At 34.8% G+C, this 21,290-nt stretch carries 24 protein-coding genes and 2 pseudogenes; 2 read left to right on the top strand and 24 right to left on the bottom strand.

Going from position 1 to position 21,290, the window contains the following annotated elements:
* Window positions 1-182 precede the first annotated feature (182 nt).
* From NSQ08_RS03845 to NSQ08_RS03740, 23 genes and pseudogenes are all read right to left on the bottom strand, one after another.
* On the bottom strand, window positions 183-1,268 hold the full coding sequence (locus NSQ08_RS03845; RefSeq protein ID WP_340771733.1) for a DUF3994 domain-containing protein: 1,086 nt from the start codon (window positions 1,266-1,268) through the stop codon (window positions 183-185).
* Between the two features lie 28 nt (window positions 1,269-1,296).
* Entirely contained in the window at window positions 1,297-1,962 is a 666-nt protein-coding gene (locus tag NSQ08_RS03840) for a DUF7018 domain-containing (lipo)protein (RefSeq protein ID WP_340771730.1), read from the bottom strand.
* Between the two features lie 291 nt (window positions 1,963-2,253).
* Entirely contained in the window at window positions 2,254-3,105 is an 852-nt protein-coding gene (locus tag NSQ08_RS03835) for a DUF2935 domain-containing protein (RefSeq protein ID WP_000554485.1), read from the bottom strand.
* Between the two features lie 213 nt (window positions 3,106-3,318).
* Complete coding sequence (locus NSQ08_RS03830) at window positions 3,319-3,519, bottom strand: sporulation YhaL family protein (RefSeq protein WP_002087191.1); 201 nt, start codon at window positions 3,517-3,519, stop codon at window positions 3,319-3,321.
* Window positions 3,520-3,596: 77 nt separating this feature from the next.
* On the bottom strand, window positions 3,597-4,469 hold the full coding sequence (locus tag NSQ08_RS03825; protein WP_002188611.1) for an alpha/beta fold hydrolase: 873 nt from the start codon (window positions 4,467-4,469) through the stop codon (window positions 3,597-3,599).
* Between the two features lie 239 nt (window positions 4,470-4,708).
* Window positions 4,709-4,954 carry a Phr family secreted Rap phosphatase inhibitor gene (locus NSQ08_RS03820; protein WP_002087197.1) on the bottom strand — a complete coding sequence of 82 codons (246 nt, stop codon included), beginning with the start codon at window positions 4,952-4,954 and terminating at the stop codon, window positions 4,709-4,711.
* Window positions 4,954-6,048: a response regulator aspartate phosphatase gene (locus NSQ08_RS03815; RefSeq protein WP_012260500.1), complete on the bottom strand. Its 1,095-nt coding sequence runs from the start codon at window positions 6,046-6,048 to the stop codon at window positions 4,954-4,956. Before NSQ08_RS03815 ends, NSQ08_RS03820 begins: the two co-directional genes overlap by 1 nt.
* A 257-nt stretch (window positions 6,049-6,305) precedes the next feature.
* Window positions 6,306-7,283 carry a ring-cleaving dioxygenase gene (locus tag NSQ08_RS03810; RefSeq protein ID WP_002125749.1) on the bottom strand — a complete coding sequence of 326 codons (978 nt, stop codon included), beginning with the start codon at window positions 7,281-7,283 and terminating at the stop codon, window positions 6,306-6,308.
* Between the two features lie 44 nt (window positions 7,284-7,327).
* A complete protein-coding gene (locus NSQ08_RS03805) occupies window positions 7,328-8,272 on the bottom strand; it encodes a ring-cleaving dioxygenase (protein ID WP_193652894.1) in 945 nt (314 codons plus the stop codon).
* A gap of 544 nt (window positions 8,273-8,816) precedes the next feature.
* Entirely contained in the window at window positions 8,817-9,074 is a 258-nt protein-coding gene (locus NSQ08_RS03800) for a hypothetical protein (RefSeq protein ID WP_098271482.1), read from the bottom strand.
* A 94-nt stretch (window positions 9,075-9,168) separates the two neighbouring features.
* On the bottom strand, window positions 9,169-9,552 hold the full coding sequence (locus NSQ08_RS03795; RefSeq protein ID WP_340771714.1) for a hypothetical protein: 384 nt from the start codon (window positions 9,550-9,552) through the stop codon (window positions 9,169-9,171).
* A gap of 183 nt (window positions 9,553-9,735) precedes the next feature.
* Window positions 9,736-10,236: a YxiF family protein gene (locus NSQ08_RS03790; protein ID WP_340771712.1), complete on the bottom strand. Its 501-nt coding sequence runs from the start codon at window positions 10,234-10,236 to the stop codon at window positions 9,736-9,738.
* A 22-nt stretch (window positions 10,237-10,258) separates the two neighbouring features.
* Window positions 10,259-11,103 (bottom strand): annotated as a pseudogene (locus NSQ08_RS03785) (WXG100 family type VII secretion target).
* Between the two features lie 411 nt (window positions 11,104-11,514).
* The gene (locus NSQ08_RS03780; protein WP_012260495.1) at window positions 11,515-11,847 is read right to left on the bottom strand and encodes a DUF2185 domain-containing protein; all 333 of its coding nucleotides are present in this window, start codon (window positions 11,845-11,847) and stop codon (window positions 11,515-11,517) included.
* The gene (locus tag NSQ08_RS29870; RefSeq protein ID WP_012260494.1) at window positions 11,840-11,995 is read right to left on the bottom strand and encodes a hypothetical protein; all 156 of its coding nucleotides are present in this window, start codon (window positions 11,993-11,995) and stop codon (window positions 11,840-11,842) included. The genes NSQ08_RS03780 and NSQ08_RS29870 overlap by 8 nt, the downstream gene beginning before the upstream one ends.
* A pseudogene (locus NSQ08_RS03775) lies at window positions 11,978-12,256 on the bottom strand (MerR family transcriptional regulator); the annotation flags it as partial. The gene NSQ08_RS29870 and the pseudogene NSQ08_RS03775, both read right to left, overlap by 18 nt.
* 126 nt (window positions 12,257-12,382) lie before the next feature.
* Window positions 12,383-12,727 carry a DUF2185 domain-containing protein gene (locus NSQ08_RS03770; protein WP_012260493.1) on the bottom strand — a complete coding sequence of 115 codons (345 nt, stop codon included), beginning with the start codon at window positions 12,725-12,727 and terminating at the stop codon, window positions 12,383-12,385.
* A gap of 1 nt (window position 12,728) precedes the next feature.
* Window positions 12,729-13,256, bottom strand: a complete 528-nt coding sequence (locus tag NSQ08_RS03765; RefSeq protein ID WP_012260492.1) for an ankyrin repeat domain-containing protein — start codon at window positions 13,254-13,256, stop codon at window positions 12,729-12,731.
* Between the two features lie 16 nt (window positions 13,257-13,272).
* Window positions 13,273-14,196 carry a WXG100 family type VII secretion target gene (locus tag NSQ08_RS03760; RefSeq protein ID WP_340771701.1) on the bottom strand — a complete coding sequence of 308 codons (924 nt, stop codon included), beginning with the start codon at window positions 14,194-14,196 and terminating at the stop codon, window positions 13,273-13,275.
* A gap of 192 nt (window positions 14,197-14,388) precedes the next feature.
* The gene (locus tag NSQ08_RS03755; RefSeq protein WP_340771698.1) at window positions 14,389-14,631 is read right to left on the bottom strand and encodes a hypothetical protein; all 243 of its coding nucleotides are present in this window, start codon (window positions 14,629-14,631) and stop codon (window positions 14,389-14,391) included.
* A gap of 128 nt (window positions 14,632-14,759) precedes the next feature.
* Window positions 14,760-15,704 (bottom strand): 3'-5' exoribonuclease YhaM, encoded by a 945-nt coding sequence (yhaM, locus tag NSQ08_RS03750; protein ID WP_002030183.1) that lies wholly within the window; start codon window positions 15,702-15,704, stop codon window positions 14,760-14,762.
* Between the two features lie 41 nt (window positions 15,705-15,745).
* On the bottom strand, window positions 15,746-18,670 hold the full coding sequence (locus tag NSQ08_RS03745; RefSeq protein ID WP_328068931.1) for an ATP-binding protein: 2,925 nt from the start codon (window positions 18,668-18,670) through the stop codon (window positions 15,746-15,748).
* Window positions 18,667-19,908, bottom strand: coding sequence for a metallophosphoesterase family protein (locus NSQ08_RS03740; protein WP_340771687.1), 1,242 nt, complete (start codon window positions 19,906-19,908; stop codon window positions 18,667-18,669). The genes NSQ08_RS03745 and NSQ08_RS03740 overlap by 4 nt, the downstream gene beginning before the upstream one ends.
* Before the next feature lie 477 nt (window positions 19,909-20,385).
* Between NSQ08_RS03740 and NSQ08_RS03735 the strand changes: the two genes are divergently transcribed.
* Complete coding sequence (locus NSQ08_RS03735; RefSeq protein WP_000539551.1) at window positions 20,386-20,571, top strand: YhzD family protein; 186 nt, start codon at window positions 20,386-20,388, stop codon at window positions 20,569-20,571.
* Window positions 20,572-20,597: 26 nt separating this feature from the next.
* Here the strand turns inward: NSQ08_RS03735 and NSQ08_RS03730 are convergent, their stop codons facing one another.
* The gene (locus tag NSQ08_RS03730) at window positions 20,598-20,960 is read right to left on the bottom strand and encodes a hypothetical protein (protein WP_002011092.1); all 363 of its coding nucleotides are present in this window, start codon (window positions 20,958-20,960) and stop codon (window positions 20,598-20,600) included.
* 152 nt (window positions 20,961-21,112) lie between these two features.
* Between NSQ08_RS03730 and NSQ08_RS03725 the strand changes: the two genes are divergently transcribed.
* The gene (locus NSQ08_RS03725) at window positions 21,113-21,253 is read left to right on the top strand and encodes a YflJ family protein (protein WP_000273535.1); all 141 of its coding nucleotides are present in this window, start codon (window positions 21,113-21,115) and stop codon (window positions 21,251-21,253) included.
* Window positions 21,254-21,290: the final 37 nt, after the last annotated feature.

Here is a 21,290-nt window from a genome sequence, read left to right as displayed (position 1 = left end):
CGTTATCCACTCTCCCCTAATTATAATAAAACCGAATCCTTATCATTCTCCAAAAAGAAAATCGTTTTGTTGATTTCTCAACTTATACTAATATGGATAGCGCCAGGGAAATTAATGAAGAAATACAATTAGAACTAACAAAAAACCCTGTAAAATTTATTACAGAGTTTTTTGCCAACTATTTATTGTTTTGCATAACGAATACGAACGTTATCGTCCATATGATAAATTTGTAATGTGTTTCCATCATAGTTTTGTAATTTATACATCATACTATCATTTGTTAGCTTTACTTCTTGACCGTCTTTAACTGCTTTTGTTACTTTTAAAGATAACTGGAATGATGGAACATCTACCGCATATGTTCCTGTTAAGTAGTTATCTTTATTCGGATAAGAACCGTTCGCATAGGACTCAAATGTTTTATCACCTTTTAGTACTAACGTAGTTTTTATGCCACTACCGTAATCAATACCCCAGTTACCAATAATCTCAGTCCCATCTTTGATGTTCTTCTCCATGTTTCCATAACTAATTCCTAACTCTTCACTTGTACCAACTGTACCTACAAATACCCCCGTTTTAGCTTGGCTTTTATCTGTTTGAGCCTGACTATCAGTAGTTGGGTTTGTCGATATAGAACTACTTGTTGTACTAGTAGATTTTTCTGTGGCTGTATCACCTTTTATCTCGGATCTTAACTTATCGAATGTAGGTTTCCAAATACGTTTTGCTTCCTCTAGTTTTGCATTTGCTTTATTTAAGATTTCCTTATCGGTCTCTAAGCTGAAGCCTTTATCGTTGAATAACTTCTCTATTTCACCGAATGTTTCTCTTAGTTTACCTGTCGCTTTTTCAATCTCTTTTTGTTCTTCTTTATGTTTTTGCGGTGCGTAAATCTTCTCTATCTTATCAAATACTTTATAGATGTCTTTAATACTATCTAATACCTCAGCTTTTGATTTACTTCCATTTCTCAAATCTCTTACAGAAGCATCATAGTAATCAAATCGTCTTAACATATCCTGTTCAATATCTAATAAATATTGTGCATAATCTTCATCTAAAACTCGAACCTTTTGAACATCTTTACTTTCTTCTTTCGAATTAGTTGATTTTTCTTTCGTTTCAGCAGCCTTAGATTTACTTGTTTCTTCTGTCTTTTCTTCTTTATTTTCTTCTTTATTTTCCGAATCTTTTACTGTAACACAACCACTTAATAATATGGCAACTGGAACTGCAGCAGCTATTAGTTTTTTCACTTTCATACCTCATACCCCTTTAAGTAATTTATTCTTAGTTAGTTTTGCTACCGATACTCTTCGCTGCTTCTTCAAACAGTTTTGAGCCTTCTTGTGCTTTACTTAATGATTGATGCATTTTACTCTCGTCTTCTTGGTCTAATGCATCAAAGAGAAGTTGAAAACAATCCGCATACAGTTCCATCGACTGCTTTATCTTCGCCTGTTCTCCTTGTAACTCAGGAGGTGCTTGTAGATTCTTCAATTTCGTTGCGGTTGCCTTTGCTCCACCTAAACTCAGTTGTACTTCACTTTTCTTTTGTTTGTATGATTTTACGTCTGAATCTGCTATTCCTTCAATTAATTTCATTGTATCTTCAATTTGAGTGGCACTGTTTATAATATCTGCCTTGTACCTTTCAACATCTGAACCAGTTACCTTACCAGTTGAAGAATTAGAAGAAGTAGAATTATTTGAAGAAGAACTTTGTTGACTACTTGATGAACTACTGTTTGTATCTTCACCTTTCGCTACAGATAAGCTATCCTCTTTCTTGCTATCCGTTGACTTACTCTCTTTTTCAGCAGCCTTACTCTCTCTCTCTACCTTTTGCGTTTCTTCTTTCTTTGGTTCAGCTTTCTTACCATCAGTTTCAATTGTAATACAACCACTCAATAACATAACTGGTAACGCTAAACTTACTAATTTCTTTGCTTTCATGATTACTAATACCCCTTTATGTGTAAAATTCAGTGCAAACAAGTTAATATACTTAACTAATAAATCCCCCCGAATAATTTATTAGAATCTACTATCCATAGATTTCCTGTATATTCATAATCTTTCCATATATATCATTTTACAGAGAATTACATATTTGGTCAAAGGGATTTATGTAGTCTTTGAAGGGAAATTTACTAAATGAAAAGAAATTTTATTCACAAAGAAAAGAAGCTAACAATAAATTGTTAACTTCTCAGCTGAAAGTAAAATATTATCTTTCCTTATCTTCTAATATCTAGGTTGGGATTGAATATTTGTAAGATGAACATCAAACATATCAATTATTTCAAGAAATCTATCAGCTTCACGGAAAACATGGTCTGCTAATAATGGATGAATGATACTCTTTATTTTACATTGCTCAATTAAATCACGTGCTGTTTTCTTAAAATCCCGAAGAGATGTAACCGACACACGATTTTGATCTAAAAATTGATCTAAAAGAGGGACTGTTTGGGATTGTGGTTTCATAGATTCTAAGTCAATTGCTTGATACATCAATTCATCAAAATCATTGCTAAAATTCCGTGCTGTGTCTACAAGCTTTCTTTCCGATGGATCAAGAAGATGACCAATAAATTTAGCATGGTCTGCCATAATCCTTAAAAAGAAAACATTTTCTTTAATAATAGCATCAGGAAGAGCATCTAATTTACCTTCATTTAATTGTATTAAACGTTTTCTAAAATAATCAGCTTCCCTACTTGTATGGTCAACTAAAAGCGGAAAGTTATTTTGTCCTGGCAATTTACATGTGAGAATTAATCCTAAAATTTTTCGTTTAAATCCCCAAATATTAGTTGCGGCTTGTTGTACTTCTGAATTAAATCTTTTTATTTGCTCAGGATCTGTTTCATTTGTATAGGAATGCGCTATTTGTTCGATATGTTCAAACAATCGATAAAATTGATTAGCCTCTTCAATTAGTTGAGTATCCTCACATCTAAACCCTAAGCGAAGAAAAAAAGAATGCTCCTTCATGATTCTAGACCAAAAACGAATTTCATTTAATGAACGCTCAACAAACATTACAGATGTAACACCTGTATCAGGATGTAATGATGTTTCATCCCTATGCATTGTTAATCCCCCCCAGTAAATACTGCGCTAGTTCCATTCTTATGAGTAAAAATATATATAAATACCATCAATAAAAGTTCATGATGAATATTGTATACATGTAAAATTCAACTTGTATAAGCTTAGCTTGATGAACATATACTGCTCCTCCAGCAAAAAAGGCTACCAGCTAGATGTAAAGTTCTACTAGTTGGTAGCCTGTCAAAATTTCTATTAAAGCAATACCGAATCTTTATCACTATCCTGATTCCGTTTCTCTCGCTCTTCTTCTAAACGCTTCATATATACTTCGCCTTCTTTTTCGATAAAATCATTATCCATCTCTTGCTCTTTTTTCGAAGTATATAAAACCATGTAGCCACTCAATACGATCCCAATGATTACAAGATAAATCCACCATGGTAAAGTTTCCACTTTCGTTCATCCCTTTCCTTAGACAAGCCTTATTAGTTTCACTTTATGAGGAAAGAAGTGGATTTATGCTTAAAATTTTATTGTGGATTCTTCGCGAAGAACGCTTGTACATATTCCATAAACTCTATTGGTTCCTGGCGAAACGGTGCGTGGTATCCTTTTTCAATGATATGGAACGTACTATTTGCAAATAGCTCGTGATACAGTTCACCATTTTTCCAAGAAACACTCTTGTCGTGTCGTCCCCATATAATTAAAGTCGGTACCTTAATTTTATCGGCTTCCATCGCAATGCGGCGCTCTCTCATTTTCGTAAGCTGATCATAATGCTCTTTATCATCGCGACTATTTTTCACTTCATTTTTATTATAATCCGTAATCTCTGTTACAGTTTGTAAGTCTGTCGATAGTGGCGGCACTTCATAACTTTCTTTTTGCTGGAAAGACTCTATTCCTGTAGAATCCGCTAAAACGAGATGCGTTACTGCATCCGGATATAAATATGCTAAATTTAGAGACATCTCTCCGCCCATCGAATGACCAAGTACTGCGAATTGATCGTATCCGAGTTTCTTCATTAACTTATAATATAAATTCACTTGCGTGGGAAACGAATACTGAAAATCAATTGGTTTAGAAGAACGCCCAAACCCTAAAATATCAACCGCAATAATCGTATGATCCTTTACAAGTTCCGGATAAATATCATTAAACCCATCTGAAGAACCACCGAACCCGTGAAGCATAAGTAAAGGCGGTTTCCCCTCACCAATTTGCTTAAAATAAATCGTCTGCCCATCAATCTGCGCCATACTCTCTTTCGTATTCATCCTCATCATCACAGTATCTTTCACTTCTCCAACCTTCGCAATCGGCTTATCAACAAAGTTACATACGATTAACAAAACGAGCACAATACCGCTAATGAAATAAAATTTAAACCGTTTCAAAATTCCCGTCTCCTTTCTCTTGTTGCTATTTAAAGTTTTTACATTTTTTGGTTGTTTTATGATTGTTTTTAATTGTAACCAATACAGTTACAATTATGTTAAAAAAATATTACTCACTGCCATTATTAACTGTTACTTTGTAACTATTATAGTTACACATTTAAAGTAAGTCAATTCTTTTCTCTACATGTCCTAATAACAAAGAAAGGGACTTCAACATGAAGTCCCTTTCTTTGTTATTAGAGTTGGCTTACTCCGCCGTCGCCTTTATTATCTGCAGGTGCTCCACCTGTATCACCAATATTAACGTAGTCTGGTCTTGCTGGTGCTCCTCCCGTGTCCCCTATATTAACGTAGTCTGGTCTTGCTGGTGCTCCGCCTGTTTCTCCTATATTTAATGCTTGATTTGTAAATGAACTATTAGCTCCAATTGATAACGCACCTACTAATGCAATCCCCAACATTCCAAAGTGAATCTTTTTCATTATTTTAGCGCCCCTTTTTTTAATAATTTTTTTTGAGCTTTATGACTCATGTAAAAATAATGACTTGCTTTATCGTGATTCTCTTCTTTATAAAACCTTAAGGCTAACATTTCAGCGTATTCCTGTATACACTCCCATAGCTCTTCTTTTTCAAAATAAGAAATACCTTCTAAAACTACTTGCTCTAAGCTTAATGTAGGTGATTTGTCATTTACACTTTTCAAAATCATAAAACGATATTGAAACTCTTCCTTATTTAACTCTTTACAAATATCCAAACCTTTTTCAATCAAATCTGCCACCAATTGATATTGTCCTAATTTATAACATTCACGAGCTTCAACAAATAGCGCTTTAAAGAATTTCGGCTGTTTTTTTGTAACTTCGGATGCATGACGAACTGCAAGTTCCGATAAATCTTGACTGGCATACAAAAAGGCTAAATTATGACGCACCATTAAAATATATTTTTCATAATTTACCTTTTGGAAAATATCCATAGCAGCATTAAAGCTTTCTTCCGCGAGTTCGTAATTTTTCAAATCAATACAACACAGACCAAAAGCATTTTCACATAGCGCTATATTTATTTCGCAACCTATATGTTTTTTGAACTCCTCTTTTGCTTTTCTCAAATAATCAATTGCATTAACTTGTTGATACGTCTGATAGTAAAAATTACCCATACGATAATCAAACTCAGCATTCTCTAAAGAGTGCGAAACGTATTTCAGTAGTATATTTGCCTTTTCATAACTTTCCTTTGCATCATTATATTTAGACATTGAAGTACAATATATCCCTTTAAAAAAATGATAATAATATGCTAAAAATCCTTCAGTTGGAACTTCAAAAGATTCTATTCTTTCAAAACTATTTTCTTTTATATTTAACCAATCCGTCAGCATTTTATATCTAAAATCTAATAACGTAAAATACAAAGATAATTCCTGATCCACGTCCAACCCACTAATCGTACTATCAATTTCTTCTTTCATTTCCGTTGCTTTCTCTATGTTTTGCTGCAACATTACACGATACCAATTATCTAAAGAATGTTTCATTTGCTCCTTCGTTACTACATCTGTTCCCATACCTTCGCATCCCCTTTTCTCCAAATTCAAAAAATTAGAATTTTTATACAATTATCCAAATTGTATATTACCACCTCTTTTCTATGTATTGAAAAATAATTGTCAGAAAATTTATAATTTAAATGAATTATACCAAATATTTCTATTTTAAAAACTTGAGAAACATTTTTCAGAAAACTTTATAAACCAAATAAAAAAAGCAAGCAATTCCAGCTATCAACTAAAACTACTTGCTCTTCTACTTATTATTTCTACCTTTACTCTTTAATAAATTCCTTCGTACTTCTCACTGTATCAATCGGACGAACTAATTTTTCGATTTCTTCACGCTTTGGCTCTAAGAACGGAGGTAAAGATAATTTCTCTCCAAGCGTTTCATAAGGCTCATCTCCCATAAAACCAGGGCCATCTGTTGCAAACTCGAATAAAATTTGCGGCGCAACTCTTGCATATAATGACTCAAAGAAGTGACGATTTACATAACCAGATGAAGGGAGTCCAACTCGACTTAGTCGCTCAATCCACTCTTCTAATACAGCGCGATCCTCTACACGGAATGCTGCATGATGCACTGTACCAAAACCTTGTTGCGCTTCTGGAAGAACTGTATTATGTTCTACAATGACTGAGGCACCATTTCCACCTTCGTTTACTTCAAACAAGTAGAATTCTCCTTCTTGAGCAATCTCTTTAAATAATAGAACTTTTTCTAGTACTTCTTTGAAATAACTGAAATTCGCGATACGGATAAATACAGGTCCTAAGCCAGTAATTGCATATTCTAATGGAACTGGCCCGTCTTGCCAAGGTGTACCTGATTCCACCCCTTTATCAAATTCATCTGAGATTAATTGATAGTGTTGATCATCAAAATCAGCGAAAGAAAGAGTTTTCTTACCAAATTGCTCTTTAATTCCTGTATGTTCTACTTCAAGACGGTCAAAACGTTTCACCCAATACTCTAGTGCTGCGTCAGTCGGAACGCGGAATGAAGTTTTTGAAATTTCATTTGTACCGTGTACTCCTTTTGGAACACCTGGGAAGTCAAAGAATGTCATATCTGTTCCTGCACTACCTTTATCATCTGCAAAGAATAAATGATACGTTTGAATATCATCTTGGTTTACTGTTTTTTTAACTAAACGCATTCCTAAAACGTGAGTGAAAAATTCATAGTTCTTTTCTGCACTACTTGTAATTGCTGTAACGTGGTGTATTCCTTTTAATTGGTTCATTTTATATTCCTCCAATGGTTTTAAATTTTATATTTTCTCTTCTATTATTTCTCTTCAATAGGTGCTAATTTCGCTTCAATTTCTGCTCGCTGTTCTTCTAAGAACGGCGGTAAATCAAGTTTTTCTCCTAAATGCTCTACATCTCCATCAACTGTAAATCCTGGTCCATCTGTCGCAATTTCAAATAGGATTCCGTTTGATTCACGGAAGTATAAGCTTTTAAAGTAGAAACGGTCGATAATGCCTGAAGAATGGAAACCTTTTTGTATCACCTGTTCTTCCCAGTAAGCAAGCTCTGCATCGTTCTTTACACGAATTGCTAAATGATGGATGCTACCGCGGCCTGGCTTTTCAGTAGGACCATCTAAATATTTCACAACGATTTCTCCGAAGGCTTCTCCTTTAATGGACTGGAAAATCGCTTCTTCGTCGCTTCGGCTAACTTCTGTATAACCAAATATATCTGTTAATGTATTCGCCAGTTTATCAAGTCTACGCACTGTCATTTCCACTGAACCCATTCCTTGAATTTGATGTTCAGCTGGAACTTCGGATTTCTCCCACGTTTCCCAGTGCTCCACTTTTTCTCCGTTTGAAACGAGTAGCACGAGACGAAGACCTTCCGCATCCTCAAATTGCAAAGCAGGACGATTTGCATATGTTGTCATTTCACTATGTTTCACATCAAATTTCTCAAATCGTTCTTTCCAGTAATGTAAGCTTTCCTCTGAAGGAACGAGTAATCCGATTCGCGTAATTGCATTCGTACCACGGTATGTTTTTCCTACTAAAGGAATTTCGAAAAACGATAGCTCCGTACCTGGACTTCCTGTTTTATCTCCATAAAATAAGTGATACATTGACGGATCATCTTGGTTTACCGTCATTTTCACACGGCGTAAACCAAGTACGTTTTTATAAAAATGATTATTCTCACTTCCGTTTTTTGTAACCATTGAAATGTGATGATGCCCTTTAATTTCATACATTGATAATTCCTCCGTTTCATTTTACTAGTCAAGTGATACATAAAAAATAATATTTCCAACAAATAATATGGTTATTAACTTTTCAATTTATGCTCATTATGTTTTTATAGCTTAGTCGTATTTTTTTACTGAATAAGCTGCACTGAATCCATTTATAAATTACTTTGTTTTGTATACCGAAAGCAACTGAGTGTATGTTTTTCATATGACTCAATCGCTTTCGTTACTATCACTTTACACCTCAAGTGATTAGAAAGCAAGTGAAAAATCTCGAATTTGAGATATTTTTTAGTTGAATAACATTTTTGGCTAGAGAATGGTTTGGTAAATATAAAAAACATTAGTGGAGAAAAGAACCGTCAATCTTGATTAAAGTTGCAACGTCATCAGCAAAACATCATCAAGCCAGGAGCTTTCTCACCTATGAAATATCAGATGGGCAAATTAATGAAATGAAAGGGTACCTTGATCGTAGTGGTTGGTGATATGAGGTTAAGTAAAATACCAGCTGTCATGTTCGACGACTTTTTTTATGTTCGTTTAATTATGCTTCATACGCCATGCTATCTGGAAATTCTTCGTTCTTTCTAAGACATCGTACAATCCTAGTACACGCACAATTAAAATAATGTTCTCTCATATTTAATGAATCCACTGGAGCTTGCTCTAGGTCATAAAACATTCGTTCCTTTTTATTATAGTGCATCTTACCTATTTTAGCGGGTGATTCAGAAGGATAGTATTGATAAACAACTATCTCTTCATCCTCAAATTCTTTAGTCATTAATAAACATATTGCCATAAATAAGACCCCCTTTATTTATATTGAATTTCATGTTTGGAGTTGTCTGAGAAAAATAATTTCCTGATTTCTAGTTTGAAGTTGTTGAAAATGACTAGCCTTCTTTTAAAAATTCAATGTTGATTCTATCAACTTCAATTTCAACATACTTGTTAAAGTATTCACTGTGTTCCGGGAATATTTCATCTTCGTCTGTAATAATAATCCCTGCATCAATAAACTCATGATTTAATATCCCACTGATACGATACTTGAAAGAATTATCCACTCTCTTTAAATTTTTCACTCCATCTATTCCTTCATTTATTTCAATATTATCAAAAACTGTAATGTCGAGAATAACAGGATAATTTTTTCCTTCTTCAATTTTATATGGACAAACAGTGGAGAAACCCGTAAATACTACACCGTTAATATTTATTGTAACTTCCTCTTCGATTAGCTTATTGGTTTTTTCTACATACGCTATATATTTCATGTTTTTTCCTCCCTTTCCCAATTGAAATTATGAGATAAAAAAATGTAAATATATACAATTCAGATTATATCGAGGGGCATTTATATAAAATAAAACCTGTCTAACAACAAATAAAGCCAATTTTTATGTGAAATAGTAAACAAAACCACCTATCAAAAAGGTGGCTTTGTTTATTTTCATACTTTAGATTTTCGTTAATCCCCACATACTGAATTCGTAATAATATTCCGTTCTCTCAATACATACGCCGAATTCTAAATCATCACCAACTAATACAAAATCCGTATAACCAGTTAGAAATCTTGATATGGTTGATAACTCTTCTAAATTATCAAATACTTCAGCAATGTTCAGCTTAACTGCTTCAATTTTACCACCCTTAGAGAAAAAGAGTCTCCCTTGATTAACTGGAAATTTAATAGTTTTAGCTGTTTCTTTTAACAGTGCTATTGATAGTCTTCTGTTTTCTTCATAATCAGTGCTACCAAAATTTTTTATGTTTGAATTTTGTTCTAGCATATTAAATAGTTCTTTACAAAATAAATCATTAGATTCTGCATCCATAAATGAGTCCATAGAAATCGTAACAATATTAGAAAGTTCGTCTATAAGTTCTTTTCTACTAGTATTTCTTTTTGCTTTCATTTTTAGAATTTCGATTCGGCTTTTATTCATATTACTCAAAAATGTTCACACCTTTAGTTTCTTATTTTTTTCCTTTTTTCTTGTATCCTTCAAAATCTTCCGGATAATGTCCAGGGTGTTGATTATATCTTCCTTTTTCCAGTGGGCTTCCTTTTTCATTCTTGATATTAGAATATTCTTCTACCCACCTATGTTCACTAGTTCCATCAAAGATTTGAGTAGGTTTTTGGCGTGGAGTAGAGTTGGGGATTCCAGCGTTACGTCTAGCTTTACGATATGCGCCATTACTAGTTAATAATTTGTCCTGTCTCTCAAGATGAGCTTTATAATTTTCAGTAGCCCTAGCAGTTTTAGCAGCTTTAGTAGCTTGAGCTGCATCTGCAGTCATTTTCACACCTTTTCCAACCTTAGCGAGTTTTCCAAGAGGTGTGATTCCAGCTACTGCCATTCCTCCTTCGAAGATTCTATCCCAAGTGGAGAGTTTTTCTCCAGTAGAGGGGTCAATACCGTCCCAAGCACGTTTAATATCGTATTCACCCGTCAATTCTCCGGCTATATCACGAGCTAATTTTCCACCATCAAATTCTTTTTTTCCGAGGAAGATCTACCACACATTGCGCCTTCTTCCAATGTAACATCTTGATTATCTGCATTACGGAATTTTTCGGCAATTCGTTTCAGATCTTCTTCTACTTGTATAATTGAATTGACAGATGTAAAAGCTTTTGGTCTCGCATCATTGAACATTTGAACGAATTATTGATTAGAGGCACCAATCCATTGAAAACACAAATGATCAATTTCATTACATAAATTATTATGTATAGATTCTAATGCGATTCGGGTATTACTTGCACGATTAGCAACTTCTTCTAGCATTTCAGGTGTCACTTTGATTTGAACCATTTCTTTCCTCCCTTTCCCCAATTAAAATCATGAGATAAAAAGAAAAAAATGTAAATACAGAAACTTTAGATTAGTATAATAATGTGTATGTAAAATAAAATCTGCTTAATTGCAAATAGAACCTATGTGTATGTGAAATAAAGTTAATAAAATAAAAGAGCATCCCCAAACGGAAATGCCCTTTTATTTCAGGTTTAAATTACACCCATTCCTTTTAACATCTCAATTAAACTAGTATAGAAGTATTCACATGCTTCTGTCTCAGAATTAAATGTCTTAAGATTACTCTTTGTTCCTCGCTCACTATAATATTTTATATTCTTTTCGAAGATATTTAATGAAATCACACTTGGTAAATTTACATCTCCTCGAACCATTTTACCTTGTTGTCTTTAGATTTTCGTATTCTCATCAAACTTCTTTACCAGTTAAATTATCAACAAATCTTATTTTTCCATTTTCAGAAACTAATTGTAAATCACTACCTATTGGTAGTTCGTATATTCCCAGAATGGCCGGTTCAATATTTGCTACAGTATTAAAATCACATACTACTAAATTATCAGGATTATTAATATAATCATCATCATCAATTTCTGAAAAGAATCTCCAACCATTATCTACCGCATCTATTGATTGCTCTCTCAATATCCATTTCAATTTTCCTGTTTCATTTATTATATTTTTTGAAACAATACAGGCCCCAGCTTTTTCAATAAATTCAATAGGCTCTTTTTTATTCATATTTTTCCATCCTTTCAATTAAACTTGCTCCATATGGGAATTTTCTAGCGTATTCAATAGCTGAAAATCCTGTACTATCTTTAGAAGTTAAATCTAAGTTTGGTTGAGAAAACCACAAATTATATAACTTTTCTAATACTTCATCCAATTTCTTTTCTATTTGCGATTTTTCTTCTTTTGAAAGAAACGAATCAATTTCTCTATTACACCATCTCGAACTTGATCATAAGACCATTTTTGCACCTGTATTTTTTCTCTTATAGCTTTTAATTCTTCTATATTTTCCTTCGAGTATCTCGGATATCCTTCCTGACTTCGCTCTGTTTGACCATACTTTAAGCAAATCGAGAGTCACCCCTAAATGATCCGCAATAATTTTCGGTGTATACATTTCCGATTTTAGTTCCAATTTTCATTTCACCCCTGTTCTCAAACATAAATCTTCATAAAACACCCTATATGTCTTCTATACATCTAGATAAAACAAAAAGAGCATATCCCTTTCGGAATTGCCCTCTCAACTTAAAAAATAATATCAATTTCCTTTTAAAATTTGATCAATCTCTTTCTCATTTTCACTTATTAAATCATAAAATCCTACATGAATATCTTCTTCATACAACCAACATAAATCAGTACCATAAGGAGCATCAAAAATTTCTAACATAACTGGAGCTATTTCTAATATAGAGCTTGCTCCTAATACTTGAAAATTACTAGAATCATTTACATATTCATCATCATCTTCCGAAGAATAAATAGTCCACCCATTTAATTGAGGAATTTCTGATTTTTCCCTAAATGTATAACGTATTGATTTTCCAGCTACAACATTTTTAGAAACAATAAAGCCCCCGTAATCAGAATTATTTACTTTCATATTAACACTCCTCAATAATAGTTAATAAATCATTTCTCCAAGAATACTCTTTAGCATAATCTACACATGATTTTCCAGATTGATCTTTCAAATTATAGTTTGAACCATTTTTAATAAGTAATTTATACATGTCTTTATTGTCTTCTGTAGACAATTTATTTATCGTAATAGCATACTTCAAAGGAATAGCATTATATTTATCCAAAGCATTTATATTAATTTCATTATCAATAAGTAATCTTGTTATCTCTAATTCATATTCTATTGTTGGGCGTAAAACACAAAAATAAAACATATGCAATGCATTCCTTTTATCTTTAGCTGTAGTGTAATTAATATCAATACCCTCTTCTAGTAAAAATTTTATAATTTTAAGTTTTTCACTAGAATTTTTATTATTAGTCATAGCCATGCACAATAAATTAATATCTAAATCACTATCAATTTGATTAATATCACCATCATAAAATTTTTTGAAATCTTCAAAAGTTCCTTCTCTAACTGCATCAAAAACATTTAATATTTTCATTCCATCATCTTCCTAACTACTCATATTTATGACTTCTATTTACAGAGGGCTTTTCTAATCTGAAATTATCCGAATTAAACTGAAATTCTTTTAACTCTTTAAGAGTAATCTCACGATTTTTATATTTCTCAAACATATTCTTATAAGTATTTCCTTCTGTATGACCAAAATCTACTTTATTTTTTCGTGCCTGTCCAGGTTTCCAGTCAAGTACCTCACTAGTATTAGGATCCCGTAAAATCCCATCTGGGTCTATCTGTTTATCAAAAACATCTTTTTCAAATTCATATTTCTTTTTACCAGATAACTGTGGTCTACCATTAGGCTTTCCGTTTTTAATATAGGGACCATTTTCTAAAGCTTTATCTGAACCCTTAACTTTTTTAGCTGTATTTACAGCCTCAGTAGCCTTAGCAGTCATTTTAACTCCTTTTCCTACTTTAGCTATCTTTCCAAAGGGTGTAAGGCCGGCTACAGCCATGACACCTGCCCCAGCACGTTCCCACCCCGAAAGTTTTTCGCCAGTAGATGGATCAATACCATCCCAAACACGACGAACATCATACTCACCACTTATTTCTCCAGCTATATCCCTGGCTAATTTTCCACCATCAAATCCTTTTTCCTCCGAAGAAGGTTTACCACACATTGCCCCTTCTTCCATTGTAACATCTTGATTATCTGTGTTACGGAATTTTTCGGCAATTCGTTTCAAATCTTCTTCTACTTTTATAATCGAATTGATAGATGTAAAAGCTTTTGGTCTCGCATCATTGAACATTTGAACGAATTGTTGATTAGAGGCACCAATCCACTGAAAACACAAATGATCAATTTCATTACATAAATTATTATGTATAGATTCTAATGCGATTCGGGTATTACTTGCACGATTAGCAACTTCTTCTAGCATTTCAGGTGTCACTTTGATTTGAACCATTTCTTTCCTCCCTCTCCCAATTAAAATTATGAGATAAAAAGAAAAAATGTAAATACAGAAACTTTAGATTAGTATAATAATGTGTATGTAAAATAAAATCTGCTTAATTGCAAATAGAACCTATGTGTATGTGAAATAAAGTTAATAAAATAAAAGAGCATCCCCAAACGGAAATGCCCTTTTATTTCAGGTTTAAATTACATCCATTTCTTTTAACATATCAATTAAACTAGTATAGAAGTATTCACATGCTTCTGTCTCAGAATTAAATGTCTTAAGATTACTCTTTGTTCCTCGCTCACTATAATATACTTCCCATACTCTATTCTGTTCATTTAAACAATACGATTCGTTTGGTAATCCACCCTTTAAACTATATAAATCCTTTGGCACCTCTTCTTGTAATAATTTCTGTTCTAACTCATTTTTTCGCATGTTTAGAACCTACCCTTTTCAATAATTCTTCTTCAATTATTTCCTTTTAACTATTTCATTTCATTTTTAATAAAAAAACAGCCCCACTAAGCTTATTAACACTTAATGAGGCCATTCTATTCACAATCTTAATTATGGAACGTCGGCTTATAGAACGAACGGTTATCAAGCGCAAAGACACGCTCAGTGTATTCACCTGGTTTTGTGCGTCCTAATGCGCGGTCCATCATGTTCATTTTTGCATCTAAGTTATCGATGTAGTGCAGAATTTCTGCTTCTTTCACTAATGGTGGTTTTGGGCTACCCCATTCTGCTTTTCCGTGATGGGAAAGGACGATGTGCTGAAGGATTAATACTTCCTCTGCATCGATTTGTAGTTCCTCTGCTGCTTTACCAATTTCGTTCACCATGATAGAAATGTGGCCTAGTAAATTTCCTTCTAACGTATACGTCGTAGAAATTGGTCCAGATAGCTCAAATACTTTACCAAGATCGTGTAAAATAACGCCCGCATATAGTAAGTCTTTATCTAACGATGGATACAGAGCCGAGATAGCTTTCGCTAAATCTAACATTGATACAACATGGTAAGCTAGTCCAGATACGAACTCATGATGATTTTTCGTCGCTGCTGGATATTCTAAAAATTCGTTTTGATGCTTATTTAACAAATGTCTTGTTAGACGCTGTATGTTCGGGTTTCTCATTTCAAATATGTATTGCGTAATTTTCTCAACCATATCTTCTTTTTTTATTGGAGCTTTTTCTACAAAGTCTGAGATGTCTGTTACTTCATTTTCATTCGCAACACGAATTTGTTTCACACGTAATTGAATACGTCCTTTATAGTTTAGAATATCTCCAGCTACTTTAACGATTGTTTCCGCTACATATTGTTTCTCAACTTCTGGCGACACGTCCCATAGCTTTGCTTCAATATCTCCACTTGGATCTTGTAAGATTACTGTTAAAAACGGCTTGCCATTGCTTGCGAGACCTTTTGTCGCTGTTTTAATTAACAAGAAAACATCGACTTGTTCACCAACTTCATATTCTACAATTTTCTTTTTCATTCGAATTCCTCCACCAAATCAGTTACTTTTAGTATAGCATACTACAACTCATTTTCTTTACGCTTACGTGTTAATTTTATAATCTCATTTTCTGTAAAATACGTTAATAAATGCGCATGGCATGTAAAGAAGATAACTTGTCTATCTTTCGCAATTTCTTTTATAAGTTCAATCGTTCGATTCGTCCTTACCGCGTCAAAATGTACGAAGCTATCATCAATAATAAATGGATAATCATGCTCAAACGTTTTCGCTAGCGCGAATCGCAATGATAAATATAACTGCTCCGCTGTCGCTTGGCTTAGTTCATGACTGTAAAAACGCATACCATCGTTACGTTCGACAATGAAAGGTTCCGCTTCTGACGGTGAGAATATTTTACTATATCTCCCGCCTGTTAAATACACGAAATACTCTTCGGATTTTTGTAAAATACGCGGAAGATGCACTTCATGATAATACTGCTTCGTTTTCGTTAATACTGTCTTTGCGGCCGCATATGCAGCCCACTTCTTCACTTGTTCACGCACTTGCGCTTTTTTCATTTCCCACTCATGTAGTAAATCACCATACGTACTGCCTTCTTCTAAATTCGCAATTTCTATTCGATGCTTCGCAATACGCTCTGTCAGTTCTTTCTCTTGCGCCAGACAGCTTTGCGCGGCTGTAATTTCTTGCTTTAATTTTTCATCATAACCGTCAGCCTCATAATGCTCAGCTAATGACAAACTCGTTAAGCGCTGTTCTAACAAATCAATTTGAGGTAATAAACGCCCCACTTGCTTATCCGCGTCTTCACGTTTCTCTGCCAATTTTCCTGCTTCTAAAAACATCTCTTCATCTGTAGATTCTGCGATATGCCATAACCCATCTCGCTCTACTAGTAGTTGTTTTAATTGCTCTTGCATGAACTCATATTCTTCTTGCCATTCCGCCAGCTTCTCTTTCAGCTGCTTACAAGTTTGGCGCTTCTCTTTTTCATTTTGCATACGACTTTGCGCCTCATGCAAATTGCTATACTCCGTGCTACCGATAACAGTTTCTAGTTTATGCTCAAAGTGCGAAATCATTTCATACAATGAAGATTTCCGCTTACTTTGCTTCTCTAAATCACGATATAATTGCTGCATTTTTTCAATACGCTCAAACGCTGGCAATATGTGCGCATACGTATAAAATTCTGGGAACATATAGCGCGTTTTATACGCATCTACTTGTTCTCCTATTTGGAACGTTTCTCTCTCCCATTCCTCATAAGATGAAACGACTTTATCATATGTACGTTCCATTTGCTGTAATTTATACGACTCTCGCTCAAATAATTTTCGAATCTCTTCATCCTTTTCTAACCTATAGCGAACCGACATCACTTCTTCACTTTGACGTCCGCCAGCACTTTGCTGAAGAGTAAGAAGCTCTTCTTGTAATCCACCTGATGGATCTTTATATAAAACAAGAGCAAGGACAATCCCTACAAAAACAATCACACTAATAAATAACAGCACGCGGTTATCTATAAATAGACTCGTGAATAAAACAAGCGTGTTAATAAGAAGTAACAGAAGACAAACTCTTTGCCACTGTTTTTTCTTTTGCATAGCCGCTCCTGCTTTTTCCTCATACTTGCGCTTCATTCTTTCTGCGCCCATACCTAAAAATGCAGCATCTTGAAATGATTTTTCTTTCTCAACTAACGTATTTCGTTCTTCATCAGCTAACATTTGCTGACTTATTTGTCTTATGTTTTCTTCTTGCTCTTCTAATTGCTCTTGAGCCGTTTTAAAACGTTCATCTAGTTGTGCTTTTTGCGTTTCTAACTCTCTCGCCTTTTGCACAGTTTGCGTAATTAATTCTTTCGTCGCTAAACTTATATCAAATGAAAGAACAGTCTCTTGTTCAAAAGTAGCGCCAATTTGTTGCTCTAATTCTGCGATTTCTTCTTTTATATTCGCAATACTTCCCGTCATATCACGCATTTCTTGGCGTGCATTTTCATAAGACATATGCTGCATACGAAGTTCTTCTACATAACTTTCTTTTTGTAAAAATGCTTCATCTATTTCTGTGGAATCAATTTCTGATTGCACTGTTTCTATCTTTTTTTGAAGTGAATCTACTTGTACTTGCAGCGGCTCCATCTTTGCCTTTACCGCTTCATAGCGCGCCATCCCGTTTACAGGAAACTGCCCGTGCTCGTTTTCTAACACTTTCTCGTGCGCACTCTTTTCAATAACGAGAGGTTCAAGCGCTGCTAATATTTCATAGTCTTGCTTTCGTCTTTCGGCTGACTCTTTTTCCGCACGAACAAAAGTAAGTTTCTCTTCACTTTCTTTTAACTGCTCGACCTGTTTTTCATACGTGCCAATTTTCCCTTGCCACTCTTTCATCTTTTCCTCAATTTTCTTCATCTCTTGCAGTGACACGTTAATTTCAGGATTACGACCACTTGGCTTAAAACGCTGATTCATTTCTTTTTCTAATTTTTTATCTAACTGCAATAACGCATCACTTCCGACTGCGCTGGCCGAAAATAAATAATTGCCGATATCCGCTTCGCCGAGCTGATGAATATTTTGCAAACCATGCATATCAAATGAAAAAACAGAATCAAATAAGCTTTCATTCACACCGCTTAATATATCGTTTAAAATATCTTCGCCGCCAGTTTTCCCGCCTTCAAAATAAACGGTCACCGCGCCTACTGCCGTCTTTGGCAATCGTTCAATTTTCAAACGGCCGTACTTTTCTGTTTGAACAGTAACTGCTCCGCCATACTTCCCGCCTTCTTTCGGCTCATAACGGCGCTGTCCTCTCGTCGGAAAACCGAATAAAATACTTTTCATAAACGAGCGAATTGTCGATTTTCCCGCTTCATTTTCACCGTACAACACCGTCAGCATTGACAGATCCATTTCCACATTTTCTAGTTTTCCATAGCCATAAATATGGAGTTTTTCAATTCTCATTTTTTATCCCTCTCTTGCTGGAATAATTGCTCTAAAATAATATTTTCCGCTTCCTTTTGAATCTCTTTCTTCTCTTCTTCCGTAAAAGCTTCAATGCTATTACGTGCTACAGGAGATGTCCAAATGGTGCGCAATACTCCGTCCATATTTGTGAAAGCTTCTAACTCTTTCAGCACACTACCGACGAAATGATTTTCTTCTTTCAAACGTTCAATTTCCGCAAAAGAAACCGTCTCATTTTTCCACTTCATCGCATACACAAAGTCTTTTCGCTCTTCGCCAGCTGCTACAATATGAAAAATCTCTTCCACACGCTTGTCTTCACGTAAATAAGGAGAAAGTGGTCCCTGCCCTGTAAATACGACAGTTAAAAGCGTGCCTTCCTCTTCTCTTCTGCATTCATTCATCGCACTTGACGCGCTCGTCATAAGATCATCAACAGTTTCAAGTCCATCGATACTAACTTCAATCTCATCCCACACAACATCCGCCGTATGGAAAAATGAACAATGCGTTCCTTGTTTCGTAAGTTCAATCAGGTACGCACCTTTCTCCCCTGTTTCCTTACGATGACGCCCTTGTATATTACCCGGATAAATAATGCACGGCTCTTCTGATAAAATTTCACGTTTATGTATATGACCAAGAGCCCAATAATCAAACTGCTTTTCTTTCAGCTCACGAATTTGAAACGGTGCATAACGATTATGCTCTGCATCCCCTTCCACACTTCCGTGAAGCATTCCAATATGGAAAGGCGCATCACTCATTTTCGTATACTGCGCTGTCATATTATCCGTTACCGCTTGCTGCAAATAACTAAACCCGTAAATAGAAGCTACAAGCTCACCATTTTTATAAAATGACTTCTCTTCCACATAAGGCTCCGTAAACACGTGAACATTTTCCGGAAACTCAATTGCTGCCCAGCTTCCCCCTAAATGATCATGGTTACCGTGAATAATAAAAACAGGGATATCATACTGCGAAAGTCTCTTCATTTGCTCACGCACAAACACTTGCGCTCTCAAACTTCTCGTCTCCGCATCATACAAATCCCCGGCTAGCAATACGAAATCAACGCGCTCTTGAATAGCTTTATCAACAATACGCTCGAACGATTCAAACGTACTCTGCTTCATTCTCTCCCAAACAGACTGTGCAACATTCATCTCCATCCCTTTAAACGGACTATCCAAATGCAAATCAGCCGCATGTATAAACTTCACTTGTTTCACAAATAACGATCCTTTCTATAGTTCAAAAGTTTCATCTTATCCGCATGAACACAAACAATAAATGCTCAATTGTTGAAAACTAGTAATAAGCAGGAAATAAAAAACCCCCCACTAATTAAAGTTTCACTTTACCCCGTATTAACGGGCAGTAGGCAAAGAAGCCAATCTGAAAGTAAACTGCCCATAAATACCCGATTGGTTCAACTAATAACTAGTGGGGATGAAAAGACTCCCCACTAGTTAAAGTTTCACTTTACCCCGTATTAACGGGCAGTAGGCAAAGGAGCCAATCTGAAAGTAAACTGCCCATAAATACCCGATTGGTTCAACTAATAACTAGTGGGGATGAAAAGACTCCCCACTAGTTAAAGTTTCACTTTATTGTAACACGCAATGTCATATATTTCTTTGCATATTCTAGTGATTTATGACAAAATAGTTATAAGATTCTGATTTTAATTATTGGAGGGAATTTTCATGGGAGTATACGTTCTAACAGTCTTTGAAAAAGATGGTTCAAAAGCATTAGACGAATCATTCGAGGCAGCAACTGAAAAAGAAGCGAAAGCAAAAGGTGAATCTATTTTACAAGAAAAAGGATTGTACGAAAAAACACATCGTTGCACATCTTCTGCAGGTAAGCTCGTTTTATTCCAGCGCTAAAAAAAGAAGCGTCATCCGCTTCTTTTTCACTCTACTATATCTTCGTCACACCACGTAAACGCCACATCTAGAATACGATTACCGATACGTACGCGCTTATTCCATTTTCCTGTTTGGATCTGATGTTGCAATTCCGCTTTCATCTTTTCCGTCCAGTCGTGAATCGTGTCACTACGGTCGTACGGATATACGCCTGGAAACTCTTCCTGCAGAAGATGCAAGCTCTCTGCATCAAAATGAAAATGGAAGAAGTAGTTTGCTGTAAGCGATGGTTCTTGCAATCGTAAAAAATGATCATCCACTTGCTTTCTATTTCTATAGAAAGTAAAGATATTCACTTTACCGCTCGTAATTTGGTCAATTTGAATTTCGTGCTTCTCTATAATCACGTCTTGCCCACCTCGTTATATACTACCCTTAGTATATATGTCTTTTGCAACAAAGTTAACCATTTTCGCGCGAAATTCATTTCCTTCATTATATTACCCGTACCTCCAAGTACAATCAGGACAAATAAACAAAGTTGAAGGGGAGCGATCACATGTATTTCGGAAGCAAAGGTTGGTATGTAAAAGAACTTAAAAAATTAGGGATTCGTACTTACGAAGGTAAAAAACTAGAATCTTATCGTACACATATTTTATCTAGTTTACTTGAGAGAATGAAGAAAGCTTCGGCTTAATAGATGTAGGAAGCGACTACGGTTGCTTCCTTTTTAT

This window comes from Bacillus sp. FSL E2-8887 (assembly GCF_038007205.1).
GTDB lineage: Bacteria > Bacillota > Bacilli > Bacillales > Bacillaceae_G > Bacillus_A > Bacillus_A mycoides.
The sequence above is the reverse complement of the archived record's forward strand: the minus strand, read 5'-3'. Positions and strand labels throughout refer to the sequence as shown.